22 protein-coding genes are annotated in these 22,297 nt (G+C 52.8%); 10 read left to right on the top strand and 12 right to left on the bottom strand.

The features are described from left to right. The first annotated feature begins 17 nt into the window (after positions 1–17). The 7 genes from ACTUJZ_RS00500 (at position 18) to ACTUJZ_RS00470 (ending at position 7,624) form a co-directional block, all read left to right on the top strand. Positions 18–1,313, top strand: a complete 1,296-nt coding sequence (locus tag ACTUJZ_RS00500; protein ID WP_463634309.1) for a GntP family permease — start codon at positions 18–20, stop codon at positions 1,311–1,313. A 39-nt stretch (positions 1,314–1,352) separates the two neighbouring features. Next, a complete protein-coding gene (locus ACTUJZ_RS00495; RefSeq protein ID WP_463635216.1) occupies positions 1,353–2,519 on the top strand; it encodes an E22 family MetX-like putative esterase in 1,167 nt (388 codons plus the stop codon). After that, positions 2,516–3,517 carry an extracellular catalytic domain type 2 short-chain-length polyhydroxyalkanoate depolymerase gene (locus ACTUJZ_RS00490; RefSeq protein ID WP_463634308.1) on the top strand — a complete coding sequence of 334 codons (1,002 nt, stop codon included), beginning with the start codon at positions 2,516–2,518 and terminating at the stop codon, positions 3,515–3,517. Before ACTUJZ_RS00495 ends, ACTUJZ_RS00490 begins: the two co-directional genes overlap by 4 nt. Further along, the gene (locus ACTUJZ_RS00485) at positions 3,514–4,281 is read left to right on the top strand and encodes a 3-hydroxybutyrate dehydrogenase (protein WP_463634307.1); all 768 of its coding nucleotides are present in this window, start codon (positions 3,514–3,516) and stop codon (positions 4,279–4,281) included. Before ACTUJZ_RS00490 ends, ACTUJZ_RS00485 begins: the two co-directional genes overlap by 4 nt. A gap of 69 nt (positions 4,282–4,350) precedes the next feature. Beyond that, a complete protein-coding gene (gene nadK, locus ACTUJZ_RS00480; RefSeq protein WP_463634306.1) occupies positions 4,351–5,226 on the top strand; it encodes an NAD(+) kinase in 876 nt (291 codons plus the stop codon). 63 nt (positions 5,227–5,289) lie between these two features. Further along, positions 5,290–6,159 carry an alpha/beta hydrolase gene (locus ACTUJZ_RS00475; RefSeq protein ID WP_463634305.1) on the top strand — a complete coding sequence of 290 codons (870 nt, stop codon included), beginning with the start codon at positions 5,290–5,292 and terminating at the stop codon, positions 6,157–6,159. A gap of 853 nt (positions 6,160–7,012) precedes the next feature. Beyond that, positions 7,013–7,624: a DUF642 domain-containing protein gene (locus tag ACTUJZ_RS00470; RefSeq protein ID WP_463634304.1), complete on the top strand. Its 612-nt coding sequence runs from the start codon at positions 7,013–7,015 to the stop codon at positions 7,622–7,624. 47 nt (positions 7,625–7,671) lie between these two features. On the opposite strand, the gene ACTUJZ_RS00465 is transcribed toward ACTUJZ_RS00470, so the two are convergent. From ACTUJZ_RS00465 to recN, 3 genes are all read right to left on the bottom strand, one after another. After that, positions 7,672–8,997, bottom strand: a complete 1,326-nt coding sequence (locus ACTUJZ_RS00465; protein ID WP_463634303.1) for a DEAD/DEAH box helicase — start codon at positions 8,995–8,997, stop codon at positions 7,672–7,674. Positions 8,998–9,344: 347 nt separating this feature from the next. Continuing rightward, positions 9,345–9,701 carry an outer membrane protein assembly factor BamE gene (locus ACTUJZ_RS00460; RefSeq protein ID WP_463634302.1) on the bottom strand — a complete coding sequence of 119 codons (357 nt, stop codon included), beginning with the start codon at positions 9,699–9,701 and terminating at the stop codon, positions 9,345–9,347. 123 nt (positions 9,702–9,824) lie between these two features. After that, the gene (gene recN, locus ACTUJZ_RS00455) at positions 9,825–11,510 is read right to left on the bottom strand and encodes a DNA repair protein RecN (protein WP_463634301.1); all 1,686 of its coding nucleotides are present in this window, start codon (positions 11,508–11,510) and stop codon (positions 9,825–9,827) included. Between the two features lie 161 nt (positions 11,511–11,671). On the opposite strand from recN, the gene ACTUJZ_RS00450 reads away from it, so the two are divergent. After that, positions 11,672–12,301, top strand: a complete 630-nt coding sequence (locus ACTUJZ_RS00450) for a trimeric intracellular cation channel family protein (RefSeq protein ID WP_463634300.1) — start codon at positions 11,672–11,674, stop codon at positions 12,299–12,301. Between the two features lie 179 nt (positions 12,302–12,480). Here the strand turns inward: ACTUJZ_RS00450 and ACTUJZ_RS00445 are convergent, their stop codons facing one another. After that, on the bottom strand, positions 12,481–12,672 hold the full coding sequence (locus tag ACTUJZ_RS00445; protein WP_463634299.1) for a hypothetical protein: 192 nt from the start codon (positions 12,670–12,672) through the stop codon (positions 12,481–12,483). Positions 12,673–13,228: 556 nt separating this feature from the next. Beyond that, on the bottom strand, positions 13,229–14,284 hold the full coding sequence (locus ACTUJZ_RS00440; protein ID WP_463634298.1) for a porin: 1,056 nt from the start codon (positions 14,282–14,284) through the stop codon (positions 13,229–13,231). Positions 14,285–14,582: 298 nt separating this feature from the next. On the opposite strand from ACTUJZ_RS00440, the gene ACTUJZ_RS00435 reads away from it, so the two are divergent. Next, positions 14,583–15,296, top strand: coding sequence for an NINE protein (locus tag ACTUJZ_RS00435; RefSeq protein WP_463634297.1), 714 nt, complete (start codon positions 14,583–14,585; stop codon positions 15,294–15,296). 40 nt (positions 15,297–15,336) lie between these two features. Next, the gene (locus tag ACTUJZ_RS00430) at positions 15,337–15,936 is read left to right on the top strand and encodes an acyl carrier protein phosphodiesterase (protein ID WP_463634296.1); all 600 of its coding nucleotides are present in this window, start codon (positions 15,337–15,339) and stop codon (positions 15,934–15,936) included. Here ACTUJZ_RS00430 and ACTUJZ_RS00425 read toward each other — a convergent pair. The 7 genes from ACTUJZ_RS00425 to ACTUJZ_RS00395 all read right to left on the bottom strand — a co-directional run bounded on the left by ACTUJZ_RS00425 (position 15,933) and on the right by ACTUJZ_RS00395 (position 22,131). Beyond that, on the bottom strand, positions 15,933–17,225 hold the full coding sequence (locus ACTUJZ_RS00425) for a DUF445 domain-containing protein (RefSeq protein ID WP_463634295.1): 1,293 nt from the start codon (positions 17,223–17,225) through the stop codon (positions 15,933–15,935). The two genes, ACTUJZ_RS00430 and ACTUJZ_RS00425, sit on opposite strands and share 4 nt — an antisense overlap. Positions 17,226–17,334: 109 nt before the next feature. Beyond that, the gene (dkgB, locus tag ACTUJZ_RS00420) at positions 17,335–18,138 is read right to left on the bottom strand and encodes a 2,5-didehydrogluconate reductase DkgB (protein WP_463634294.1); all 804 of its coding nucleotides are present in this window, start codon (positions 18,136–18,138) and stop codon (positions 17,335–17,337) included. A 182-nt stretch (positions 18,139–18,320) separates the two neighbouring features. Then, the gene (rluB, locus tag ACTUJZ_RS00415) at positions 18,321–19,181 is read right to left on the bottom strand and encodes a 23S rRNA pseudouridine(2605) synthase RluB (RefSeq protein ID WP_463634293.1); all 861 of its coding nucleotides are present in this window, start codon (positions 19,179–19,181) and stop codon (positions 18,321–18,323) included. Then, on the bottom strand, positions 19,174–19,806 hold the full coding sequence (scpB, locus tag ACTUJZ_RS00410; RefSeq protein ID WP_463634292.1) for an SMC-Scp complex subunit ScpB: 633 nt from the start codon (positions 19,804–19,806) through the stop codon (positions 19,174–19,176). The genes rluB and scpB overlap by 8 nt, the downstream gene beginning before the upstream one ends. Next, positions 19,793–20,614: a segregation and condensation protein A gene (locus tag ACTUJZ_RS00405; protein ID WP_463634291.1), complete on the bottom strand. Its 822-nt coding sequence runs from the start codon at positions 20,612–20,614 to the stop codon at positions 19,793–19,795. Before ACTUJZ_RS00405 ends, scpB begins: the two co-directional genes overlap by 14 nt. Before the next feature lie 30 nt (positions 20,615–20,644). Beyond that, positions 20,645–21,265: an L-threonylcarbamoyladenylate synthase gene (locus ACTUJZ_RS00400; RefSeq protein WP_463634290.1), complete on the bottom strand. Its 621-nt coding sequence runs from the start codon at positions 21,263–21,265 to the stop codon at positions 20,645–20,647. Further along, entirely contained in the window at positions 21,262–22,131 is an 870-nt protein-coding gene (locus ACTUJZ_RS00395) for a PHP domain-containing protein (protein ID WP_463634289.1), read from the bottom strand. Before ACTUJZ_RS00395 ends, ACTUJZ_RS00400 begins: the two co-directional genes overlap by 4 nt. Positions 22,132–22,297: the final 166 nt, after the last annotated feature.

The raw sequence follows: 22,297 nt of genomic DNA, 5'->3' as shown, positions 1-22,297 counted from the left end.
AATAAAAGGAATCCATTATGCTAAGTATGGCCGGCCTGTTGTTGGGCCTGATTTTGCTGATTGTACTCACCATCCGGGGCATGAACCTGTTTATCGCCGCGCCTTTGTGTGCGTTATTGGTTGCCCTGACTAATGACATCACCCTGTTTGACGGGGCCGACAATTTTGTCACCCTGTACATGGGCGGCTTTGCTGATTTTGTCGCCGCCTGGTTTTTTATGTTTTTGCTCGGTGCCTTATTCGGCAAGTTCATGGAAGACACAGGGGCGGCAGATGCGGTAGCACGCTGGATTGTAACCCGCTTAGGCTACAAGCAGGCAGTGTTGGCGGTGGTCATGGCCTGCGCCATCCTTACTTATGGCGGGGTTAGCGTATTTGTGGTGGCGTTTTCGGTCTACCCCATGGCGCTCAGCCTGTTTAAGGATGCCAACCTGCCACGGCGCTTTATTCCCGGCACCCTGGCCTTTGGCTCGGTGACTTTTACCATGACCTCTGCCGGCTCACCGGAAATTCAAAACTGGATCCCCATCAAGTATCTGGGCACCTCTCCCTTTGCTGCCTGGGAGGTCAGCCTGGTCGTGGCGGTCCTGATGGCCTGCTTTGGCTATTGGTGGCTTAAGCGCATGATCACCAAAGCCGTGGCCAACGGCGAACATTTTGAAAGCCGTGATATAGACCCGGTGATCCCTGAACGCGATTACCCCCACCCCATTACCGGTATCATTCCGCTGATTGTGGTGCTGTTATTGTCGTTCTTTTTGCATGAAGCCATTGCTCAGTACGCATTGATTGTGGCACTGGCCGGCGGCGTTCTTACCCTGATGCTGATCAATTTTCGCCACTTTCATGATCTGCCCAAAGCCATCAACCTGGGCACCACCGGTGCTTTGGTGGCCATCGGCAACACTGCCGCGGTTGTGGGGTTTGGCAGTATTGCCAAAAACACCGAGGCTTTTATGGCCACGGTGGATATGATGACGCAAATTCCCGGCAACCAGCTCATTGGCGCAGCCATTGCAGTGAGTGTGACTGCCGGCTTAACCGGTTCTGCGTCGGGGGGCCAGGCTATCGTATTACCGCTGGTAGGCCCACATTATCTGGACCAGGGCGTAGAGCCGGAGCAGTTGCATCGGATTGTTTCGATATCCTCCGGCGCGTTGGACTCGTTGCCCCATAATGGCTATGTGGTCACCACCATCCGGGCCATTTGCCATGAAACCCATCAGGCCGCGTATGGACCGGTCGCGGCTTTGACTGTGGTTACCCCGGTCATGGGTCTGATTGTGGCCATCGCGCTGTTTAGCTGGTTTTGAAGGAGAATCCCGGTGAAAAAATACAACTCTTTACTAGCCATGTTCACCGCTTGCTGGCTAAGTCTCCCCTGCCTGGCTTTGCCAATTGTTGAAAAACAGGTGTTTAGAACCACCGACTTTATACTGTTTTCCGGCCAGACCCTGGCAGAAGTGCAAGTGGGCTGGGAAAGCTACGGGCAGCTCAATGCCGACAAAGACAATGTCATTTTGATCACCCATCATTTTTCCGGTTCCTCCCATGCCGCCGGTCGCTACCACCCCGATGATGCCCAGCCTGGTTATTGGGATGCTCTGATTGGCCCGGGTAAAGCCATTGATACCGACAAATATTTTGTGATCAGCGTCGACACTCTGGCAAATTTGGCTGCCTATGATGAGCATGTAGTTACCACCGGGCCGTCCTCAGTAAACCCGGCCACGGGCAAGCCTTACGGGCTGGATTTTCCGGTGGTGACTATCCGCGATTTTGTCAATGTGCAAAAACAGGTGCTGGAAAGTTTAGGGATCCGTTCGTTGCATGCCGTGGCCGGCCCATCAATGGGCTCGATGCAGGCGCTGGAATGGGCCAGTGCTTACCCAGACCAGGTTGAACGTGTGGTATCGGTAATTGGTACCGGTGCCAGTGATGCCTGGACTACTGCGTCGCTGGCCCACTGGGCTGCGCCAATCCGGCTGGACCCGGCCTGGCAGGACGGTGCCTATGAACGCGATAACGGCCCGCACCAGGGCCTCACTGCCGCCTTGATGCTGATCACCCAGTATGCATTACATCCTTCGGTGTTTAACCAGCAAGGCCGGACACTGGGCTATCAACCGCTGGAACAGGCGCCGTTATCTGATATCCGGCAATCCCACAGTATTGTCAACTGGTTACAGTCGCGGGCTCAGGAGCGAACCAAAACCATGGATGCCAATCATTTACTTTATCTGGTACGGGCCTGCCAGCTGTTTGTGGCTGGCCATGGTGACAACCTGCGCCAGGGACTTTCGCGGGTGCAAGCCAAAACCTTATTTTTGCCGGCCTCCACCGATTTATTATTGCTTCCCTATCTGGCCAAAGAAGCGCACAGCACGCTGGCCGAGCTCGACAAGCCCAGTACCTACCATGAGCTGACCGGCCAGTATGGCCACCTGGAAGGCCTGGTGCATATTCAGGAAGCAGCGCAGCAGTTGCGTGCATTTTTAGCCTCAGAGGACTCACAATGAAAAAACATCTCGTCTGCCTTGCCCTGCTGACCGCCGGGGTCGCCCAGGCCCAACCCACGCTTAATCTGGATACCCGACAGATCACCGTGTCGGGCTTATCAGCGGGCGGCTACATGGCCAATCAGTTTCATGTTGCGTACAGCGACTGGGTGAGTGGCGCGGCGATCATCAGTGCCGGACCTTATTATTGTGCGCAAAATGATATCACTGTGGCACTGGATACCTGTGTGGATGCTCTGGATGGCAGCCTGGCACCGGCCAGCCTGCTCTCCCAGGCCGAAAAATGGGCCAAGGCGGGCAAAATTGCTCCGCTGGAAAACCTCCAGGATGATCGGGTGTGGCTGTTACATGGCACCCGCGACCAACGGGTAGCGCAGGAAGTAACTGATTTACTGCATCAACAGTATCAAACCTGGTTAAGCGCCGGGGCTGTGCGCTATATTGTTGATAAGCCCTTTGGTCATCATTTTCCTACCCTACAGGATGGCGGGGCCTGTAGCGCCAGCGATACTCCGTTCATTGGCGACTGCAATTATGATGCAGCCGGGGAAGCACTGGGCTTTTTGCTTGGCGAGCTTAACGCGCCAGATGACACGCAGGAAGGCGAAGTGATCAGCTACAACCAGCACGACATTGCCGGCGCCGCGGCCGATACGCTGGCCCAGACCGGCTATGCCTATGTACCTAAATCCTGTGCTGATGGACAACCCTGTCAGGTGCATGTGAGTTTTCATGGCTGCAACCAGTACGCTGACGCGGTCGATATGGCCTACGTGGAGCGTACCGGCCTGAACCGCTGGGCCGACGACAATCAATTGGTGGTATTTTACCCGCAAACGCGCAAGTCGCTGTTTATGCCTTTAAACCCCCAGGGCTGTTGGGACTGGTGGGGCTATACCGGGGATGATTATGCAACTCGTGATGGTGAACAGTTGCGTGCGGTCAAAGCCATCATTGACGCTTTTACTAACTCCAACAACGTTAAGGATGATGCATGAAACCCTACACCATTTTTATCACCGGCGGTGCCAGTGGTATCGGCTATGGTATTGCTGAACAGCTGGCCCGCCAGCAGCATCAGGTGATTCTGGCCGATATCAACCAGGATGCTGCTGAGCAAGCAGCGCAACAGCTGCGTGATCAGGGGCTACAAGCGCTGGCAGTCGCAGTAGATGTAACCAATGCCGAGCAGGTGGCAGCCTTGCCTGAACAGCTTAGCGATACCCCAGTGGATGTGCTGATAAACAACGCCGGAGTACAGCATGTGGAAGCGCTCGCTACGTTCCCAGCACACAAATGGCAACAGCTTATCAATATCATGCTGGTGGGCCCGGCTCTGCTGACCCAGGCATTTTTGCCACATATGCAGCAGCAAAATTTTGGCCGGGTCATCAATATCGGCTCGATTCACTCCCTGGTGGCCTCGCCGTACAAATCCGCCTATGTGGCAGCCAAGCATGGTCTGCTAGGCCTGGCAAAAACGGTGGCGCTGGAGATGGCCGAAGCGGATATCACCATCAATACCCTGTGCCCGGCATATGTGAAAACACCTTTGGTGGAAAAACAGATTGCTGACCAGGCAAAGGCCAATAACATCAGTGAGGAGCAGGTGATCAATGAAATTATGCTCAAGCCGATGCCCAAAAAAGCCTTTATCAGCATTAGCGAGCTGGCTGACACGGCTTTGTTTTTACTGAGCCCGGCCGCGCGCAATATCACCGCCCAGACGCTGGTGCTGGATGGTGGCTGGACAGCCCGCTAACGCTTTCATTTGCCGGCAAATTTATGCTAATGTCAAAAGTCACTCATTGTTGCCAGAGACATTAGCCTCATGCCTTATCACACTGTCGGCCTCATCGGAAAACCCGGTCACAGCGAAACCCAAACCAGCCTGACTCATCTGGTGGCATATTTGCGGCAGCGCGGCTGTGAGATCCTGGTGGAAGAAACGGTACGCGATGAGCTCGATGATCCGGACTTAGAAGCGCACAATTTGGTGACCATCGGCAAACGTGCTGACTTAGCGGTAGTAGTAGGCGGCGACGGCAGTATGCTGGGCGCCGCCCGGGTGCTATCGCGCTTTGATGTGCATGTGGTTGGGGTCAACCGGGGTAATCTGGGCTTTTTGACCGACATCCATCCTGATGACATCCACGCCCAGCTGGACCTGATTTTTGCCGGTAAAGCCTTGGTGGAACAGCGCTTTTTGTTGGAAGTGGGTGTGTATCGTCATGAAAAGCTTAAAAGCAGTAACACAGCGGTGAATGAAGTGGTGTTGCATCATGGCAAAGTGGCTCACATGATGGAGTTTGAAATCTACATCGATGATCAGTTTGTGTTCAGCCAGCGCTCGGATGGCTTGATTGTCGCCACTCCCACCGGTTCCACCGCCTATTCACTCTCCGCCGGCGGTCCCATTCTTATGCCACGCCTGGATGCCGTGGCTCTGGTGCCGATGTTCCCGCATACCCTGAGTAGCCGCCCTATTGTGGTGGATGCCAATAGCACCGTGTCTATGCGAGTATCCCGGGCCAACAGTGATAGTTTGCAGGTGAGCTGCGACAGCCACATTGTGCTACCAGTGTTGCCGGGTGATGAAATCCGCGTGCAAAAAAGCAAGGACAAACTTTCCCTGGTGCATCCGAAGGGGTACAACTATTTTAATGTATTGCGCAATAAGCTGAGCTGGGGCAGTAAACTGTATTAATCTGGCCGGCCGGCATCGCCAGCCGGCTTGAACTATTCCTCACAGCAGCCAGTAATCATTGATATGAAAAAAATGATTCTGCTTTTGGTGTGTGCGCTGCTCGTGTCTGGCTGCACGCGTTTAAAATTTGCTACCGCCAATACCACCACGCTCACCTTTGACGGTCAGATCATTGAGGACCAGGCTTACGGCCCGCTTAAACGTCAGTCGCTGGATATGTATGTTCCAGAGTCAGCAAACACTTCACCTGCGCCGGTTGTGATTTTTTTCCATGGCGGGCGCTGGACCTTCGGCTCCAAAGGCCAGTACCAATTTGTCGGCACCAAACTGGCCTCTATGGGCTATGTGGCGGTATTACCCAATACCCGCTTGTATCCAGATGTAAAATTCCCGACTTTTATTGAAGACGCCGCACAGGCTGTTGCCTGGGTGCAAGCCAATATTGACCAATATGGTGGCAATCAGGAAGTATTTATCAGCGGCCATTCCTCCGGCGCGCACATCGGGGCGTTGGTTGTAGCGAATAGAAAGTACCTGCAAGATGCCGGCGGCAACCCTGATAAAATCAGCGGCTTTATTGGCATGTCCGGCCCCTATGATTTTACCCCTAAGGCCGACGACCTGGTTGAGATATTCGGCCCGGAAGACCAGTTTCCTGAAATGGTGGTTTCACACTATATCGATGGCGATGAGCCGCCCTTCGCGCTGATGTACGCGCTTAATGATGATAAAGTGCACCTCAGAAACTTAAAACGACTCAAAGCCCGGATTATGGAAAAAGGCGGTGATGTCGAAACATATTTGTATAAAGACGGCGGCCACGCCGGAACGGTGGCGGCGCTCAGCTGGGCCAACCCCGATGAATTGCCGGTGGCGGAGGATATGCAGAAATTTATTGAGCGACATCGTCGTCAGACGCCTGCTGAAGACTAACCAAATTTGGTCGGCCCCCGCTTTATTTCCGACATTATCCCAGTCACTGTGGCGCAAGTCATACTCTCCCACTACAAACACCAACATTGCGGCGCAAGCCGTAATTTCCTGGGAGATCGCTGGTGCGTGAAAAGAAAAAGGCAGTAGCCGGCGTTGTTAGCAAACCAGGGAGATCCCGACTTTTGCGGGACGACTAAAATTCCGGTCATTGCGGCGCAGGCCGCAATCTCCCTGGACATCTGAAGGTGAACTGAAAAAAAGTAGCCAGCTTTGTCTGCAAGCCAGGGAGCTCCCGACTTTTGTCGGGATGACTAAAGTTCCGGTCATTGCGGCGCAGGCCGCAATCTCCTTGGACATCTCTGGTGGATGAATCGAAAAAGGATGTAACAGGCATTGTCAGTAAGCCAGGGAGATCCCGACTTCCGTCGGGATGACTAAAGTTCCGCTCATTGCGACGCAGGCTGCAATCTCCTTGGACAACTCTGGTGCGTGCAACGAAAAAGGCAGTAGCCGGCGTTGTTAGCAAACCAGGGAGATCCCGACTTCCGTCGGAATGACGGTGAAAAAATCCGCGGGATGACGGGTAAAACAGCGGCGCAGTGCCCTACGACAATAGCTTTCGACCCATACCAACATCATTTTCGCTATAACTTTTCAACAAAAAGATCAGTTAGGGTTTAAAACTCTGTCTGATTTTTTAACAAAGCCGATTGATCTTTTTTCAGAATATTACCTAAGCGCTTGTTGTTTAATATTTAATCAATATTGGCATACAAATGGCTTACAGAGAAAGTGCATAGCAAGAAAGTATTAGCCAACAGCAGTAGCCGTCATCAAGTTAGGAAGTAGGACGATGAAAAAATTAACCGCAGCAGTTTTCAGCACTATGTTACTCACCACTCCATTTGCCACCCACGCTAATCTGATAGTGAATGGTAGCTTTGAAACACCAGATGTAGCGTCTCCGGGCTGGTCTTCATTCGCTCCCGCCGCTGTTCCAGGTTGGGGGGCAGCCACGCGAGTTGAGATTTGGGATGATTTATTTGGTTTTGAATCCTATGAAGGCGACCAGCATGCCGAACTGAATTCCACCGGCACAGGGCCTTATACCTTATTCCAGTCATTTTCTACCGAAGCTGGTCAAGCGTACTCTTTTGACTTTGCTTATGCGGCCCGCGAAAATGACCGTGAAAGTTTCCGGGTAGATATCACTGATGATGACACCGACGCAGTTTTGTTCACCCGGCTATTTGATGATCACACACGTCGCGTATGGCGCACTTACAACACCATGTTTGCAGCGGCATCAGCAAGCACTACAGTGACTTTTACCTCGGTGACTCCCACAACCACATTGGGCAATCTAATTGACGACGTTCGGGTGGCAGTGCCAGAACCAGGCACACTGGGTGTGTTTTCACTGGCCCTGGCCGGGCTGGCAGCACGGCGCTTTAAAAAAGCCTGATAGTAATAACCAGGCAATAAGAAACCGGGCAGATGCCCGGTTTTTTGTTATGCCGTAGTGGCGGCCCGATTGCGCTGACGCGCATGTTCAGGCTTGCGGTTTTGCTGGCCAGGCCGTGCACGACGGCGCTGGTTATTGTTCCCACCATTATTGCCACCTGCTGAACTTGCCTGAGAAGCTTTTGGCTTCTTTGGTTTGTTCGGCTTTTTGGGTGCCGACAAGGTGGTTGGCGCCAGAGACAGCTCGGGCTCAAAACCAGACAGTGGTTGCCGCGGGATCAGCATCTGAATAAGAGTTTCGATATCTTTTAATTGCTGTAGTTCATCTGCGCTTACCAGCGACCAGGCCTGGCCTTGTTCGCCAGCCCGGCCGGTACGGCCAATGCGGTGAACATAATCCGCAGCGGTGTTGGGCAAATCAACATTGATGACTACCGGTAATTTTGCAATGTCGATACCACGAGCAGCAATATCGGTGGCCACCAGCACTTTGATGCCGCCATCTTTAAACTCAGCCAGCGCTTTGGTGCGCGCGCCCTGACTTTTATTGCCATGGATTGCTGCACTGGGAATACCGGCAGCATCCAGCTTTTTCGACAAACGATTAGCTCCGTGCTTAGTGCGTGTAAACGCCAGCACCTGTTGCCATTTATTCTGCTTTATCAACGAAATAAGTGCAGCCGGTTTGCGATTGCGATCGACAGCCACCAGTTGCTGTTCAATTTTTTCAACCGTGGTATTGGCCGGTGCTACCGACACCTTAACCGGATTACGCGTGATGGACTCAGCCAGACGAGTCACTTCCGGAGAAAAAGTGGCTGAAAACAGCAAAGACTGTCGCTCCGGTGGCAATAACTTCAAAATGCGTTTGATGTCATGAATAAAACCCATGTCTAGCATGCGGTCGGCTTCATCCAACACCAGGGTTTCCAGTTGAGAAAACTTCACGGCATTTTGCTGGTATAAATCCAACAACCTACCCGGTGTAGCAATCAGTACGTCCACACCCCGGCGTAAGCGTTTCATTTGTGGGTTAATACCGACGCCACCAAATACCACAGCCGATGACAAACCGGTAAACTCAGCCATCTGCTCAACATTTTCAGCGACCTGAGCGGCCAGCTCTCGGGTGGGGGTTAAGACCAGCGCGCGCACCTGATTACTGCCCACCGGTTTGCCTTCGGCTAACCGGTGCAGCACAGGTAATGAAAACGCTGCAGTTTTGCCGGTTCCCGTTTGTGCGGCGGCTAAAACATCGTGGCCTTCAAGCACCGGAGGAATGGCTTTGGCCTGAATTGGGGATGCAGTATCAAACCCCTGTTTTTCGATAGCTTGCATCAGAGCCGATGACAGGCCCAGAGAAGAAAAGGACATAGAACCTCAAAAAATAAATACTAAGTGAATGGGTCAGAAACATGCCGGCTTCACAATGTGTTCGCTGTCGCTTTATCTGGCGATGCATGTGTCTGAAGATGCAGTTTTGTTGTTTAGCAGGATGGGTGACACTGCGGACTCACACAGTGAGTCAAGGTACAGCCCACATCGCAAAAAACACTGCAGGTGATAAGGAGAAAGTCAGCCGGTAAACTCCGACAGACCGAAACTGGCGGCGATACTATCAGTATGCCCGCACGAAAGCCAGCAGATTGGTCGCCTGACCAGATTAAATCTATGGGCTGGCTGGCATGGGCCAGCCAAGGGAATTAAAAAGTGAATAGGACTTACTGATCCAGAGGGGTGTCGAAGTCTTCGGCTAAATCAAAATCGCCGGTTGCTTCCACCACCTTGTCGTCTTCAAATTGCAGGATAAGACGCTTTTGAAAATCCTCACCGCGTTTGCGCATGCCCCGTTTCATGTCATACACATAATACCAGGTATCGTTATTGAACGAGTCTTCTACAACCGGGTGGCCCAGTACGTAAACCACCTGCTCTTTGGTCATGCCTTTACGCAGTTCTTTTACATCCCGTTCGTCCAGGAAATTGCCCTGAGGCACATCAATTCGGTAAATCCAGTTAGTACAGGCAGTGGCCGATACAGTTACCGCCACCAGTAAAAAAATTTGATACAACTTCATGCGAGTGTTAGGTCCAGTCACTTTTTTGTTTTGGTTGCGTCTTGTCTGCGCCAGCCCAAGCGCAACCGAATTTATAGGCGCGGAGCATGCTACCCCACTCAACTAGGACCAATCAACCGCTTATTAGTTCGATTCGGCACTTTTAAGTAGCTCCCGGGCATTCGCCAGCGCCGATTCAGTAACTTTATCTCCAGCCAACAAACGAGCCAGTTCGTCCACGCGGTCCTGGCCTGCCAGGGCCAACATCATGGTTTGCGTGCTTTGGCCATCAGTCATCTTGGTGACAAACAGCTGGTTGTGCGCCTGAGCAGCAACCTGTGGCAAGTGAGTGACACACATTACCTGACTTTGACGACCCAACCGGCGCAGTAACGACCCGACAATGGAGGCGGTTGGCCCGCTGATCCCGGTGTCGACCTCATCAAAAATCATGGTGGGCACAGCATGCTGATCGCTGGCCAGTACCTGAACCGCCAGGCCAATACGCGATAACTCTCCGCCTGAGACCACTTTATCTAACCGATCCGGATCCTGGCCCGGGTTGGTGGAGACTTTGATAACAACATCATCCTGACCCAGGCTGCCGGGGGTTTTGTCGGCGTTGTACACCACATCCACCAGCATTTTGGCATGCGTCATATTCATATGCTGAATTTGTGCCTCTACTGCGGCCGCAAAAGTGGTCGCTGCTTGCTTGCGTGATGCAGACAATTGCTCCGCCGCCCCCAAATAGGCAGCTTTTGCCTTGCCGACTTCCTGATGCAGGCCGTCTAACCGGCTATCTTCATCTTCTAACTGCTTAAACTCTTGTGCCAACTGCTGATGCAAGGCATACAGGGCTTCGGGCTCCACGGTGTGTTTGCGTGCTAACTCCATCGCTTTGCTGTAACGCGACTCCACCTGCTGCAATCGCAGCGGGTCAATTTCCAGCGCATCACAATAAGCCCGTAACTCAGACGAGGCTTCTTCCACCTGAATGGAGGCATCATTGAGCATGGTCACTATGGGGGCTAGTGTGGCATCGTGATCCTGTAAGGCAGACAAGCGTTCGATACTGTTTTGAATCACCGATAAGGCATTACCTTCATCACTTTCATACAAATGGTAAAAGCTTGTTTGAGCCTGCTCCAGCAGCGCCTGGCCATTGCTCAACCGCTTATGTTCGGTTTCCAGCTCGGTAAATTCATCTTCGCCCAGAGCAAAATCATCCAGTTCTTCAACCTGATAGGTGAGCAACTGGCGACGATCAGTACGCACCTGGGCCTGTTGTTCCAGCCGCGTCAATTCGGCCTGTTTTTCACGCCACTGAGTGTAAGCTGTTTTGACCTGCGCCAATAACTCCGGATGCTGAGCAAAACTGTCGATATGCTTGCGCTGCACATCTTCTTTAAGCAATTGTAAGTGCGTATTCTGACCATGGATGGCCAGTAACCACTGCCCCAACCTTTTTAATTGCTGCAGCGACACCGGGCTGCCATTGATAAAGGCTTTTGAACGCCCTTCTTTGGAAATGACCCGCCGGATAAAGCAGGTGCCTGGCTCGTCATCACAGGCCAGCTCATGTTCATTGAGCCATTGCACGGCGCCACGATTCTCGGCCACCGCAAAATGCGCGACGATTTCAGCTTTCGCAGCTTCTTTTCGCACCGCACTGGCATCTGCGCGTTCGCCCAAACACAAACTCAGCGCATCAATGGCGATAGATTTACCCGCCCCTGTTTCACCGGTGATCGCCGTGAGCCCTTGACTGAAATTCACTGACAGTTCACGAACCACGGCAAAATTTTTGACAGACAATTGCACAAGCATAAAAAGTACTCCAGGCACTCTATAAATATACAGTATATGGCTATTTATACAGTACAAAAACCAAACTGGCAACATCAGTTTGGCGCATAAGCGCAACAAAGTGATCCTGGTATGGCGCAGGTGGCAACAAACGGTATGTTAATCATCTCAAGAGCAAGCGAATGTCCGATGACTGGTTCCACTGGCTAAATGTTATAGGCGTGGCGTTTTTTGCCGTATCCGGCACGCTGGTCGCGTATGAAAAAAATGTTGATAGCTTCGGGGTCATTGTTCTGGCTAGTATCACGGCAATTGGTGGGGGCACCTTACGCGATGTATTGCTCGATGAGCCCATCTTTTGGATTGCGGCACCAGACTATCTGTACTCCACCTTGGCTGCGATCAGCATCACAGTCATTCTTATCCGGATTAAATCAAGTATTTCCGGACGTTTGTTGATGTTTATGGATGGCGTAGGACTGGGCCTATTCAATATTATCGGTATCGAAAAAGCCCTGATCGCAGAGACGGGGATGACGATCGCGATCACCCTGGGTACTGTGACCGCCATCTTTGGAGGGATTTTGCGTGATGTGCTGGCCCGTGAAATACCTATGGCCATGCGTTGCGAACTGTACGCCACTGCCTGTATTGCCGGGGGACTGGTCTATGCCGGGCTGTTTTACAGCGACCTGCCTTATTTATGGTGTATCATAGGGTCTCTGCTGACTACCTTATCATTGCGGCTGGGCGCCATTCGGTGGGGATGGCGGATCCCCATCTTTGAAAAAGACATTCCTAAGCAGGATTAATCGGTTGTGCTGTCTCTCGGCAGTACACTAGGCCTGCAAGATTGCCCGTCGAGTCGGTAAATTGTGCATACTCAGAAATTGTTACGTTGTAAAAATGCACCATTATCGCTCGTTTTCTGCACTAAAAAACGACAACCATATGGCTGTCGTTGTTATCGTTTAACTGACTTGATGCTCTGTTATTTTTTTCTGACGTCGTCTTTGTGCTTTTGCTCTTCACGTACCCAGTCTTCCAGCGCAGAGCCCGGATCTTCTTCACCCGCGATGCTTTCATTTTCAGTATCTTCGTCAGTTTCCACTGCCTCTGCGGCTTCATCGTTTAAAGACTTATCGTGATCAGACGCTGCAGATTTGTCATCTTTTTTCGTCATAGTGCCTCCGCTGCCTAAGTTGGTAAAAAAATTGCATGAACTGTTAGGACCTAAGTTAGAAAGTGTCCGTCAAACGCAATATATCTTCGTAGTTTAGCTTATCCGATGCTGATTTTTACGCCTGGGTAAGCACTGTGGTTCAACCATCCGCGACGCGCTACCATGTATATATTTCACTGGTGTTACACATTTGTGAAAATCCAGTAGATCTACTTTTAAATTTAGGCTAGGATTAAATTGTATAAAAAGAACAGGAGGATTTATGTTTAAGTCTTTTACGAAGTTCTTTCAGCGTAAACACCCATACACAGTGGCTTTTTATATTGGAAGAAAAAAGACCCAGAAGATTTTTGATTGCAAAATTAAGAAAAAATCTGAACTGCTAGCAGGGAAATAATTTTTTCTGATAACGGTTAGTTGCCCGCACCCACCGGCCACCTTTTTTCAGGTGTAATTTTTCAAAGCTAACCGGCTATATCATCAATAGCTTGCTCAAAAACAGCCGAAAAGGCTTCCACGCGGAAGCCTTTTTTGTTTTACCCGAGCCGCTATGCATTTAAAAGGTGATTTCCCACTGCAGGCTACTGCGCAAGGTATCAACATCCACCTCGCCATTCTCATGGTCGTATCGGGTCACATCCAAAGTCAGTTTGTTGGCATATCCGTTAAAATAATAGTTCAATGCAATGCCCTGCTCTGCCAACCGGGTTTTGTGACCTGCGGTGGTCACCATACCGGCGACACGGCCGGCCAGTTCTAACTGCTGTGGCCAGGCAGGTAACCATTCATGCACAAAATAGCCGGCCTGTATGTAAGCGCCTTCTAAACTTATTGCTGTTAGCTGCGGCTGTGTCACAGTTTTGCGATGCCACTCGGCGGTGACATTCAGACCCTGGAACATGTAGGCAATATCCGCGGAATACTGGTCAATGCGGTTATGGCCGGTCAACCCAGCGGGCCAATCAGGCAGTTGCCGCCCCCCGGCGGAAGAAAACCGGCTAAAGGGCGTAGAGACGGTTGTGGCTGCAACCGCCACCGACAAGGCCGGGCTGGCGTGACGCTTAAGGTCGCCATACACAAATCCCACCGGCTGACCGGTAGGGTTCCATTGAGTTCGTGCAAACCACAGTGGGCCACCGGCATCGCCAAACTGCCCGCCCCGGCCTGTGCCGCTGCCGATACCCAGCCAGTATTGTAGATCTGATGATTTGCCCTTATTGATGCGGCCCTGCACACTCACAGCCTGCTGACGATCCAGCGAAAAAGCAGCGTCCAGCACCGAGCGATCGAGCATTTGCTGCACCGAGGTGCCAGTGGCCCGTTCCCGTGAATACTCAATTTTCCATTGGCCAGCTTTTACCGACCACCCGCTTTGCGTGGTCAGGGTAACCACGTAGTCCAGCACGTAGCCGTTATCCAGTTCGTAATCCACCGCATAGGTCAGCCACGATGCACCCACATGACCCTTGAGCTTGAGCCGGCTACGGGGAAAGTAAAATTTGTCGGCTTCAGGAAATAAAAAGTCATTGATGGTGCGTGGCCGGTCGGGAAATTCTGACGAATAACGGCTTTGCAAACGGCCATTAATCTGCATGGATCCCCAGGTTTCCACGCTGCCAACTTGTATTCCATTTCCATTCAGGCCCAATGGTTTTTCTTGAGAGGCGGCCGTTGCGGCATTACCTCCCCCCGCTAGCAACCATGCGGCTACCCCAAAAAATGCAACTTTCACATAGAACTCCAGGCCTGTCCTGCTGGCCATATCTGTTTATCGAGCGTGCGCGCCAGTCTAGTGTGCTTTGCCAGTCAGTCAATCAAATTCGTTAGGGCGGCGGCTGTCAGGGACAGCAGCAAATCACACTGTTCTATGGCACACTGGGGTTTTAAATTTTCAGGACATTGCCCCGACCATGAGCTCTTCTTTGCATTGCTCGGCCTGCGACACAGAACTGCCTAAGGATGCCACCCGCTGTGGACACTGTGGCCAGCCTACTGCCCGGTTTGTGTATAAAAGCCGGGTAGCCGCGGCTGTGCTGGCGCTATTTGGCGGCATATTTGGTTTGCATCGGTTTTATTTAGGCCAGTGGCGCGGGCTGGTTTACCTGCTGTTGTGCTGGACACCGTTGCCCATTCTGGTGGGCTGGATAGAATGCGTTGTGTTTTTGGCCACCGACCAGCCGCGCTGGAACCAAAAATACAACGCCGGAATGAATGCCGGGCGCGAAAGCGGTAAAGTGGTCGCCTTGTTTATAACCGCGGCGGGCATCTTGCTGATAGGCGCCGCAGCATCCTTGCTGATGAAGTCAGCCAGCCTGTTGCAGTCGATGGCGCCGGCGCGGCCATTGGTGGCCCCACAACTGGGTCAGCAAGCAGCACTGGCCGTTACCCGGTATGTAGAAACCAGCGGACGCCGCCCTTCCCGGCTGGAGGAGCTGGACTTATCCGAGCCAACCCGGGCGCAACTGGCCGGGCAGGTGCGGCTCAATCGCGGACAGATCACTATAGAAGCCGGTAATGGCCAGGGCTCGTTGATTATGGAACCGGTACTGGTTAATGGCAGTGTGCTCTGGGATTGTTCCGCCTCAACATTAGCCGCTCGGTACTGGCCGGCAGTGTGCCGCTGATGCTTCGTTTATTGCCAACAGCTATTTGGGGGCAACGCCGATGAATTATCTGGCGCATCTGGCGTTGGCGCAGCCAAACGCGACATCCCGGTTTGGCAATTTATTAGGCGATTTTATGCGCGGGACGAATGCCTGCGATTTTGCTGATGACGTGCAACGCGGACTGGCCAATCACCGCCTGGTGGATAAATTTACCGACAACCATCCGCTTATCAAACAGGCCCGGCGCAAATTCAGCCCGGCACGGCGCCGGTTCGGAGGCATCATCATTGATGTCACCTTTGACCATTTTTTGCAGCGCCACTGGCAGCAGTTCTATCAACAGTCTTTTGATGCTTTTGTCGCCGAGGTTTACCTACAGTTGCCCGGCCAGCTTCCGCATATGCCCGTAGCCATGCAACAGATGGTAGGCAGCATGCTCCATCACCAGTGGCTGGGTCAGTATCGGCATCTTTCCCATGTGGCGAGGGCGCTGGATAATACCGCCGGGAGGATCCGCTTTACTCACCAGTTTCATGGCAGTATTGAAGAGGTTGAACAGCATTACCCAGCCCTTGAGGCGACGTTTTTAGAATTTTACCCGCAGTTACAGGCGCACGTTGAGAACATCGCGCTAGAGCACCCGGCACCCGGCCATTAGCCAAAGACGCGGTCTATGCCGTATTCAACAAAAAATAATACTCCCCCAATCAGGCCGCCTACCAGGGTGCCATTAATCCTCACCTTTTGCAGATCCTTGCCAATATTCAGTTCAATCTGTTCAGCCATTTCGCGATCGTCCCACTGCTCAATGGTGGTCCGAATATGGCGGGTGAGAAAGTCACTGAGCTGAGGCGCCAGGTACCGCGCCGCCTGGGTGATGTAGATATTCATGGCACGCTGTAGTTCGGGGCGCTGCTGTAATACACCGGCCATGTCCTGCACCATCACCAGCAAGTGGCCGCGGATGCGGCTGTCCGGTTGCGCCAGGTCGTCAATCACAAAGCGCTGCATATCTTCCACCAGCTGGCCTACATACTGATGTAGCGTCTGGTTTTTCAATAAGCCCTGGCGCATGTCGTCCAGCTTGGCCTGCAATGCCGGGTCTTCATCAATGCGCTCGACCAGCTCATTCACATAGTCATCGAAGCGCTTGCGCACCGGATGGTCCGGATCGGCCGCAATATCATCAATGGTACTGCTCAGGGCCTGGGTCGCGGCGAGTGCTCCCTGCTCGCTGAGCCACTGCGACGGCAGAATTTTTTCCAGTGTGCGATGCTCGGTTTTTAACCACCAATATAACTTGTAGGCAATGTATTGCTGAGTACCCGGGCGCTGTAATAAATGGGCAAACTGTTTGATTAGCTGATCCAACAATTGCTGATGGCGACCAGCACGGGTGAGCGACTGTAATGTGCCGCTGGCAACAGAGGTCAAATCAATGCGCAGCAAAATTGTCCGCAGACTGCCTGCCAGCAGGCTATTCACCCGTTTATCATGAAATAAGGAGGTTGCGCCACGCGCACTGTCACCTAAAAAATTGGCCAGTTGACGGGCATGAGCCGGATTGTTCAGCCAGGTGGTGAAGGCCTGGGTTGGCTGACTGTGGCGAATAAGACGTGTGAGCGCAATCTTGTTGAAAAACTTTTCTTGGACAAATGCCGCCAGGTTTCGCGCAATCACCGGTTTGTTGGCTGCCACAATGTTGGTGTGCGGAATACTGTAGCGCTGAGACGGGATTGGTTTAAACAGCGCCGATACGGCAAACCAGTCTGCCAGGCCGCCAATTAATGCAGCTTCACTGACCATTTTGACCAACCCGAGAATGAGCGGCCAATGCGCGAATAATTGGCTGTGCTGTGCGGCACTCGCAGCGATAAATACAGCCGCAGCGCCAAGCAGCCAACTTAAGGCAATGCGTTTTGAGCGGGCCAGCTGTTGCGCCTTCACCCAGACATCCTCATGTTACTGCTGTTCCAATAAACGGTGGCATAACGCCGGGTTCGCTGCCCGGCAAGGCTGCCCCGGGCGGGACAACCTTTAATGGCAGTGATGGGAACTAGTCCCAGTCTGGGGCAAAGTCCGGGTCGACAATTCGCTCGCCATTGTCCAGCTCATCGATGCGGCGGACATCGTCATCGGTGAGTTTAACCTTTTCAAATTCATAGTTGTCTTTGATATGGTCCGGGTTGGTAGATGACGGGATGGTGTAGTAACCCTTATGCTTTATCCAGGCCAGTGTCACTTGTGCTGGGGATGCATCAAAACGCTGTGCAATGTCTTTCAGGGTTTCACTTTTCATCACCTTGCCCACCGCAAATGGCATATAAGCGGTGACTTTCATGCCCAGCTCTTCAGCCCGTTCTGCGACCTTACGGTTTTGAAAATACGGATGTAACTCAATCTGGTTGGTATACAGCTCGCCTTCGCCAAGAATTTCCACCGCCTGTTCCATCTGATCGATGGTGAAGTTCGACACCCCGATATGGCGGGTCAATCCTTCCTCTTTAGCCTGCTTCAAGCTGGACAGATATTCTTTCATCGGCACCTTATCGTCTGGCGACGGCCAATGAATCAGGAGCAGGTCAACATACTCAACTTTCAGTTTGGCCAGACTTTCATGCACGCTTTCGATAAAACTGTCATTGCCAAAGCGATCAAACCACACCTTGGTGGTGATAAATAAGTCTTCCCGATCAATATTTTGGGTACGCAACGCATCGCCTACCTGGTCCTCGTTGCCATAGATTTGTGCGGTATCTACATGGCGAAAGCCCACTTTCAATGAGTCGACCACAGATTTATGTGCGTCGTCGCCTTCTAAACGGAATGTTCCAATGCCTAGCTGTGGCATCTCTTGCATGATTGACTCCTCTTGTGGCTCAAACAAATTTACCGGCTGTCAAAATCTACCGGTGAACTAAAATGACTAGGTTCTGCTACGGCAGGCTGAGCGCTACGGATCGTAATCAGGGCTATGGCGGGGGCAAACAAAAGGGCGCCTAAGAAGCGCCCTGAATAGGTAGTAAGGTGGGTAAAAAGCTGTTAACGCTTTTGACTCGGGCCATTTTTGCGGGCGCGGTGCTTTTTCACCGAGCGGCGCATGCGACTCAAACGGGCATGATCCAGTTTGGTTTGGCGCACATCTACCAGGCTCTGGGTTTCTTCGTCAAGCTGCACCAGGCGGCGCAGTTGATTAACCTCCTCCAGTTCAAGCTCGACCCAGGCCCCCTGCGGCAAGCGTTTTTGCAGCTCTATCGGCCCGTAGCGCACCCGGATCAGACGACTGACCTGAGCTTCCTGCGATTCCCACAAACGGCGTACTTCGCGGTTTTTTCCTTCCGATAAGGTCACATTGAACCACTGGTTCATACTGTCTTCATCGCTGGGACGGGCTTTTATCGAGGTAAAGCGTGCCGTGCCATCTTCCAGCTCCACACCTTTTTGTAAGCGTGTCAGCGTTTTGGATGACACTTCACCAAACACCCGTACTGCGTATTCACGCTCTACTTCGCACTTAGGGTGCATCAGACGGTTTGCCAATTCACCGTCATTGGTGAACAGCAACAGGCCACTGGTGTTAATGTCCAGCCGCCCCACCGCAATCCAGCGGCCCAGCCGAATGGCTGGTAAGCGTTCAAACACGGTGGGCCGGCCTTCCGGATCCTGGCGGCTGCACAGTTCGCCTTCCGGCTTGTTGTACATCAGCACCCGACATACCGGCTTTTCGGTCTGACGGGACAACAGATGTCCGTCCACGCGAATTTGTGCATCAGGCTCTACCCGGTCACCCAGGGTAGCCACAGCGCCATTGACGGAAACCCGGCCCTGCTCTATCCAGCGCTCCATTTCACGGCGTGATCCCAGGCCCTGGTTGGCCAGCACTTTTTGTAACTTTTCACTCATTTGAAGGTAAACTCTGCGGTTCGAGGTTATCGTTCGTACGGTCTGTTAGCACAGACGGTACCTCTTTGGGATCATCGTCAGGCAAATCACCTAAGGCCGCAAAGTCTGCGCAGCCGGGTAATTCCGACAATGATTTTAACGAAAAATAGTCTAAAAAAGCGCGGGTGGTGGCATACAGTGCCGGCCGTCCCGCCACTTCTTTGTGGCCCACCACTTTTATCCATTCACGCTCGGTCAGGGTTTTGATAATACTACTGCTTACCGCCACCCCGCGCACCTGTTCAATCTCGCCCCGGGTGATGGGCTGCCGGTAGGCAATCAGCGCTAGGGTTTCCAGCATCGCCCGCGAGTAACGCGGCGCAGCTTCCTGCCATAACTTACTCAGCCAGGGCCCAAGGCTGTCCATCGACTGAAAGCGATAGCCGCTGGCCACTTCCACCAGCTGCACGCCGCGCGGCGCATAATCGCTGACCAGTTCGGCCAGTACAGCGCTCAACTGGGCATCCGAGACCGCAAATTCCGCCAGCGTGGTGTCTTGCAGGCGGGCTTTGCTAATCGGTTTTTCCGCCACAAAGATAGTGGCTTCTACCAGTTGTTTGAGCTGTTCGCGCTTAATCTTTTTCATGATTGCCCAATTTTACATAAATTCGGGCAAAAGGTCCTGCTTGTGCGTAGATTATCAACTGTTCTTTGACCAGCTCTAAGATTGCCAGAAATGACACCACACAACCAGCGCGGCCTTCGCTATGGCTAAACAAGCCTTCCAACGGGGTAAACTCGGCGGCTGACAAGCTGGCCAGGATCTGCGACATGCGCTCGCGGGTGCTCAGGGCTTCTTTGGCGATGGTATGATGCTCAAACGCCGCAGCCCGTTTTATGGCCTGGCGGAAGGCTTGCACAATATCGTCTAATGCCACATTCGGCGGCACCTGTACCGGCCCGGCGGTGGCAGCAGGCGCCGCGCTGGCTTGGTAGATATCGCGTTCCAGGCGCGGCTGCTGGTCCAACTCCCGGGCGCTTTTCTTTACCACCTCGTATTCTTGCAGCCGGCGGATGAGTTCAGCCCGCGGGTCATCGTCTTCATCGTCCGCCTGCGGCGGCTTGGGCAACAGCAAGCGGGATTTGATTTCTGCCAGCACAGCCGCCATCACCAGGTATTCGGCTGCCAGCTCCAGTTTCAGGCTGGCCATGGCATCCACATACTGCATATACTGGCGAGTGATTTGCGCCACCGGCAAGGTGGTGATATCAAATTTTTGCCGCCGAATCAGATACAGTAATAAATCCAGCGGACCTTCAAAACTTTCCAGTATAACTTCCAGCGCCTCGGGCGGGATGTACAAATCCTGGGGTTTTTCGAGTAAGGCTTCGCCATGAATAAACGCCAGAGGCAGGGTTTGCTGCACCGGCGCCTGGGGGCCAAATTCACTCATGCGTGCCTCCGCCCGGCAGCAGGTGACAGGTTAGATAAACGCAGCGGAATCGCCACTGCCTTCACGCAGGATCACCGCCGGGCCGTCAGACACATCCACCACCGTGGTGGGCTGCTCGCCAAGCGTGCCACCATCAATAATGAGGCCCACTCGTTTCTCCAGCTTGGCGCGGATTTCTTCCGGGTCTGACTCAGCCATTCGTTCACCTGGCAGGATGAGGGATGCCGACATCAGCGGCTCGTCCAAAGCTTCAAGCAGTTTTAACGCGATGGTATTGGCCGGCACCCGGATACCGATGGTTTTACGCTTGGGATTCATCAGGCGGCGCGGCACTTCGCGGGTGGCTTTTAAGATAAAGGTATAGGGGCCTGGGGTGTTATTTTTGATCTGGCGAAACGCCACATTGTCGACCTTGGCATAAATGGACAATTCCGACATATCCCGGCACATCAGCGTAAAATTGTGGTCTTTATCCAAATCGCGAATTTGACATAATTTATCCAGGGCCTTTTTGTCATCCATCTGACAGCCAATGGCATAACCGGAATCGGTGGGGTAGACAATCACCTCCCCTTGACGGATCAGCTCGCAGGCTTGTTTGAGCAAGCGCGGCTGCGGGTTATCCGGGTGGATTTCAAAAAATTGGCTCATAGTTCAGCGTTCTCATTATTAGTGTTGTTGTCGGCTTGCGGCCATCCCTGCCAGATGGGGGTCAGCGCGGCAGCGGGGGTAGGATTTTTTCCCAGTTCCCGCCAGCGTGATGGAAAATGAAAATCCGAACCACTGGAGGCCTTTAACTGATGCTCTGCGGCAAGCTCGTTAATCAGGGCGCTTTTTTGCTGGCCGGCTGCGGGGGCGGCGATTTCGATCCCATCCCCGCCGGCCTGGGTAAACTCGTCCACCAGCCGGCGCAGCCACTTGGCGGTCATATCGTAATGGGCTGGATGGGCCAACACGGCCTGACCATGGGCAGCCTGAATCGCGTCGATGGCCTCTGCCATAGTCGGCCATTGGGCTTTTACCGCAGCGCGCTTGCCTTTACCCAGATATTTTTTAAAAGCGGTGTCCATGCTGGCCACGCCAAAATCGTTCACCAACACCCGGGCAAAATGCGCGCGGGTCAGTTGGCCGGGGCCGGCCAGTGATCGCGCTTTGTCCAGCACACCGGCAAACCCACATTGTTCAAGTTTGGCAGCGATAAGCCCGGCGCGATCGGCGCGGCGGGCTTCCTGCTCGGCCAAAAAGGCCTGCAAGGACGGGCTATCTGTAGCGACATTGAGGCCCACGATATGAATATCAAAATTGTGCCAGCCAGTGGAAATCTCCACCCCATCGATGATCGATAAAGGATGATTCAGCTGCGCACAGGTTTGATGGGCCTCGGCGAGCCCGTTGAGGGTGTCGTGATCTGTGATAGCCAGCACATCCACCTGCATTTGCTGGGCACGCGTCACCAGTTCGGCTGGCGAGAGTTGTCCATCAGAATAGTAAGTGTGACTGTGGAGGTCGATTTTCACAAAATTTCCTGTTTAAGGTTGACACGCACAACGATTTGTTTTCTTCTATGGGGCATACTATATCGTTTTTTCTGCTTCGTTGGCTAACGAAGTTTACTGCAATATTATTATTTCCTATGCAATCAACTCTGATCACAACAGCGCCTTGTCGCGCAATCTGGTGGTG

It is taken from the genome of Alteromonas sp. WD8-37 (assembly GCF_055326825.1).
This window is presented reverse-complemented; position numbering and strand designations above follow the sequence as displayed.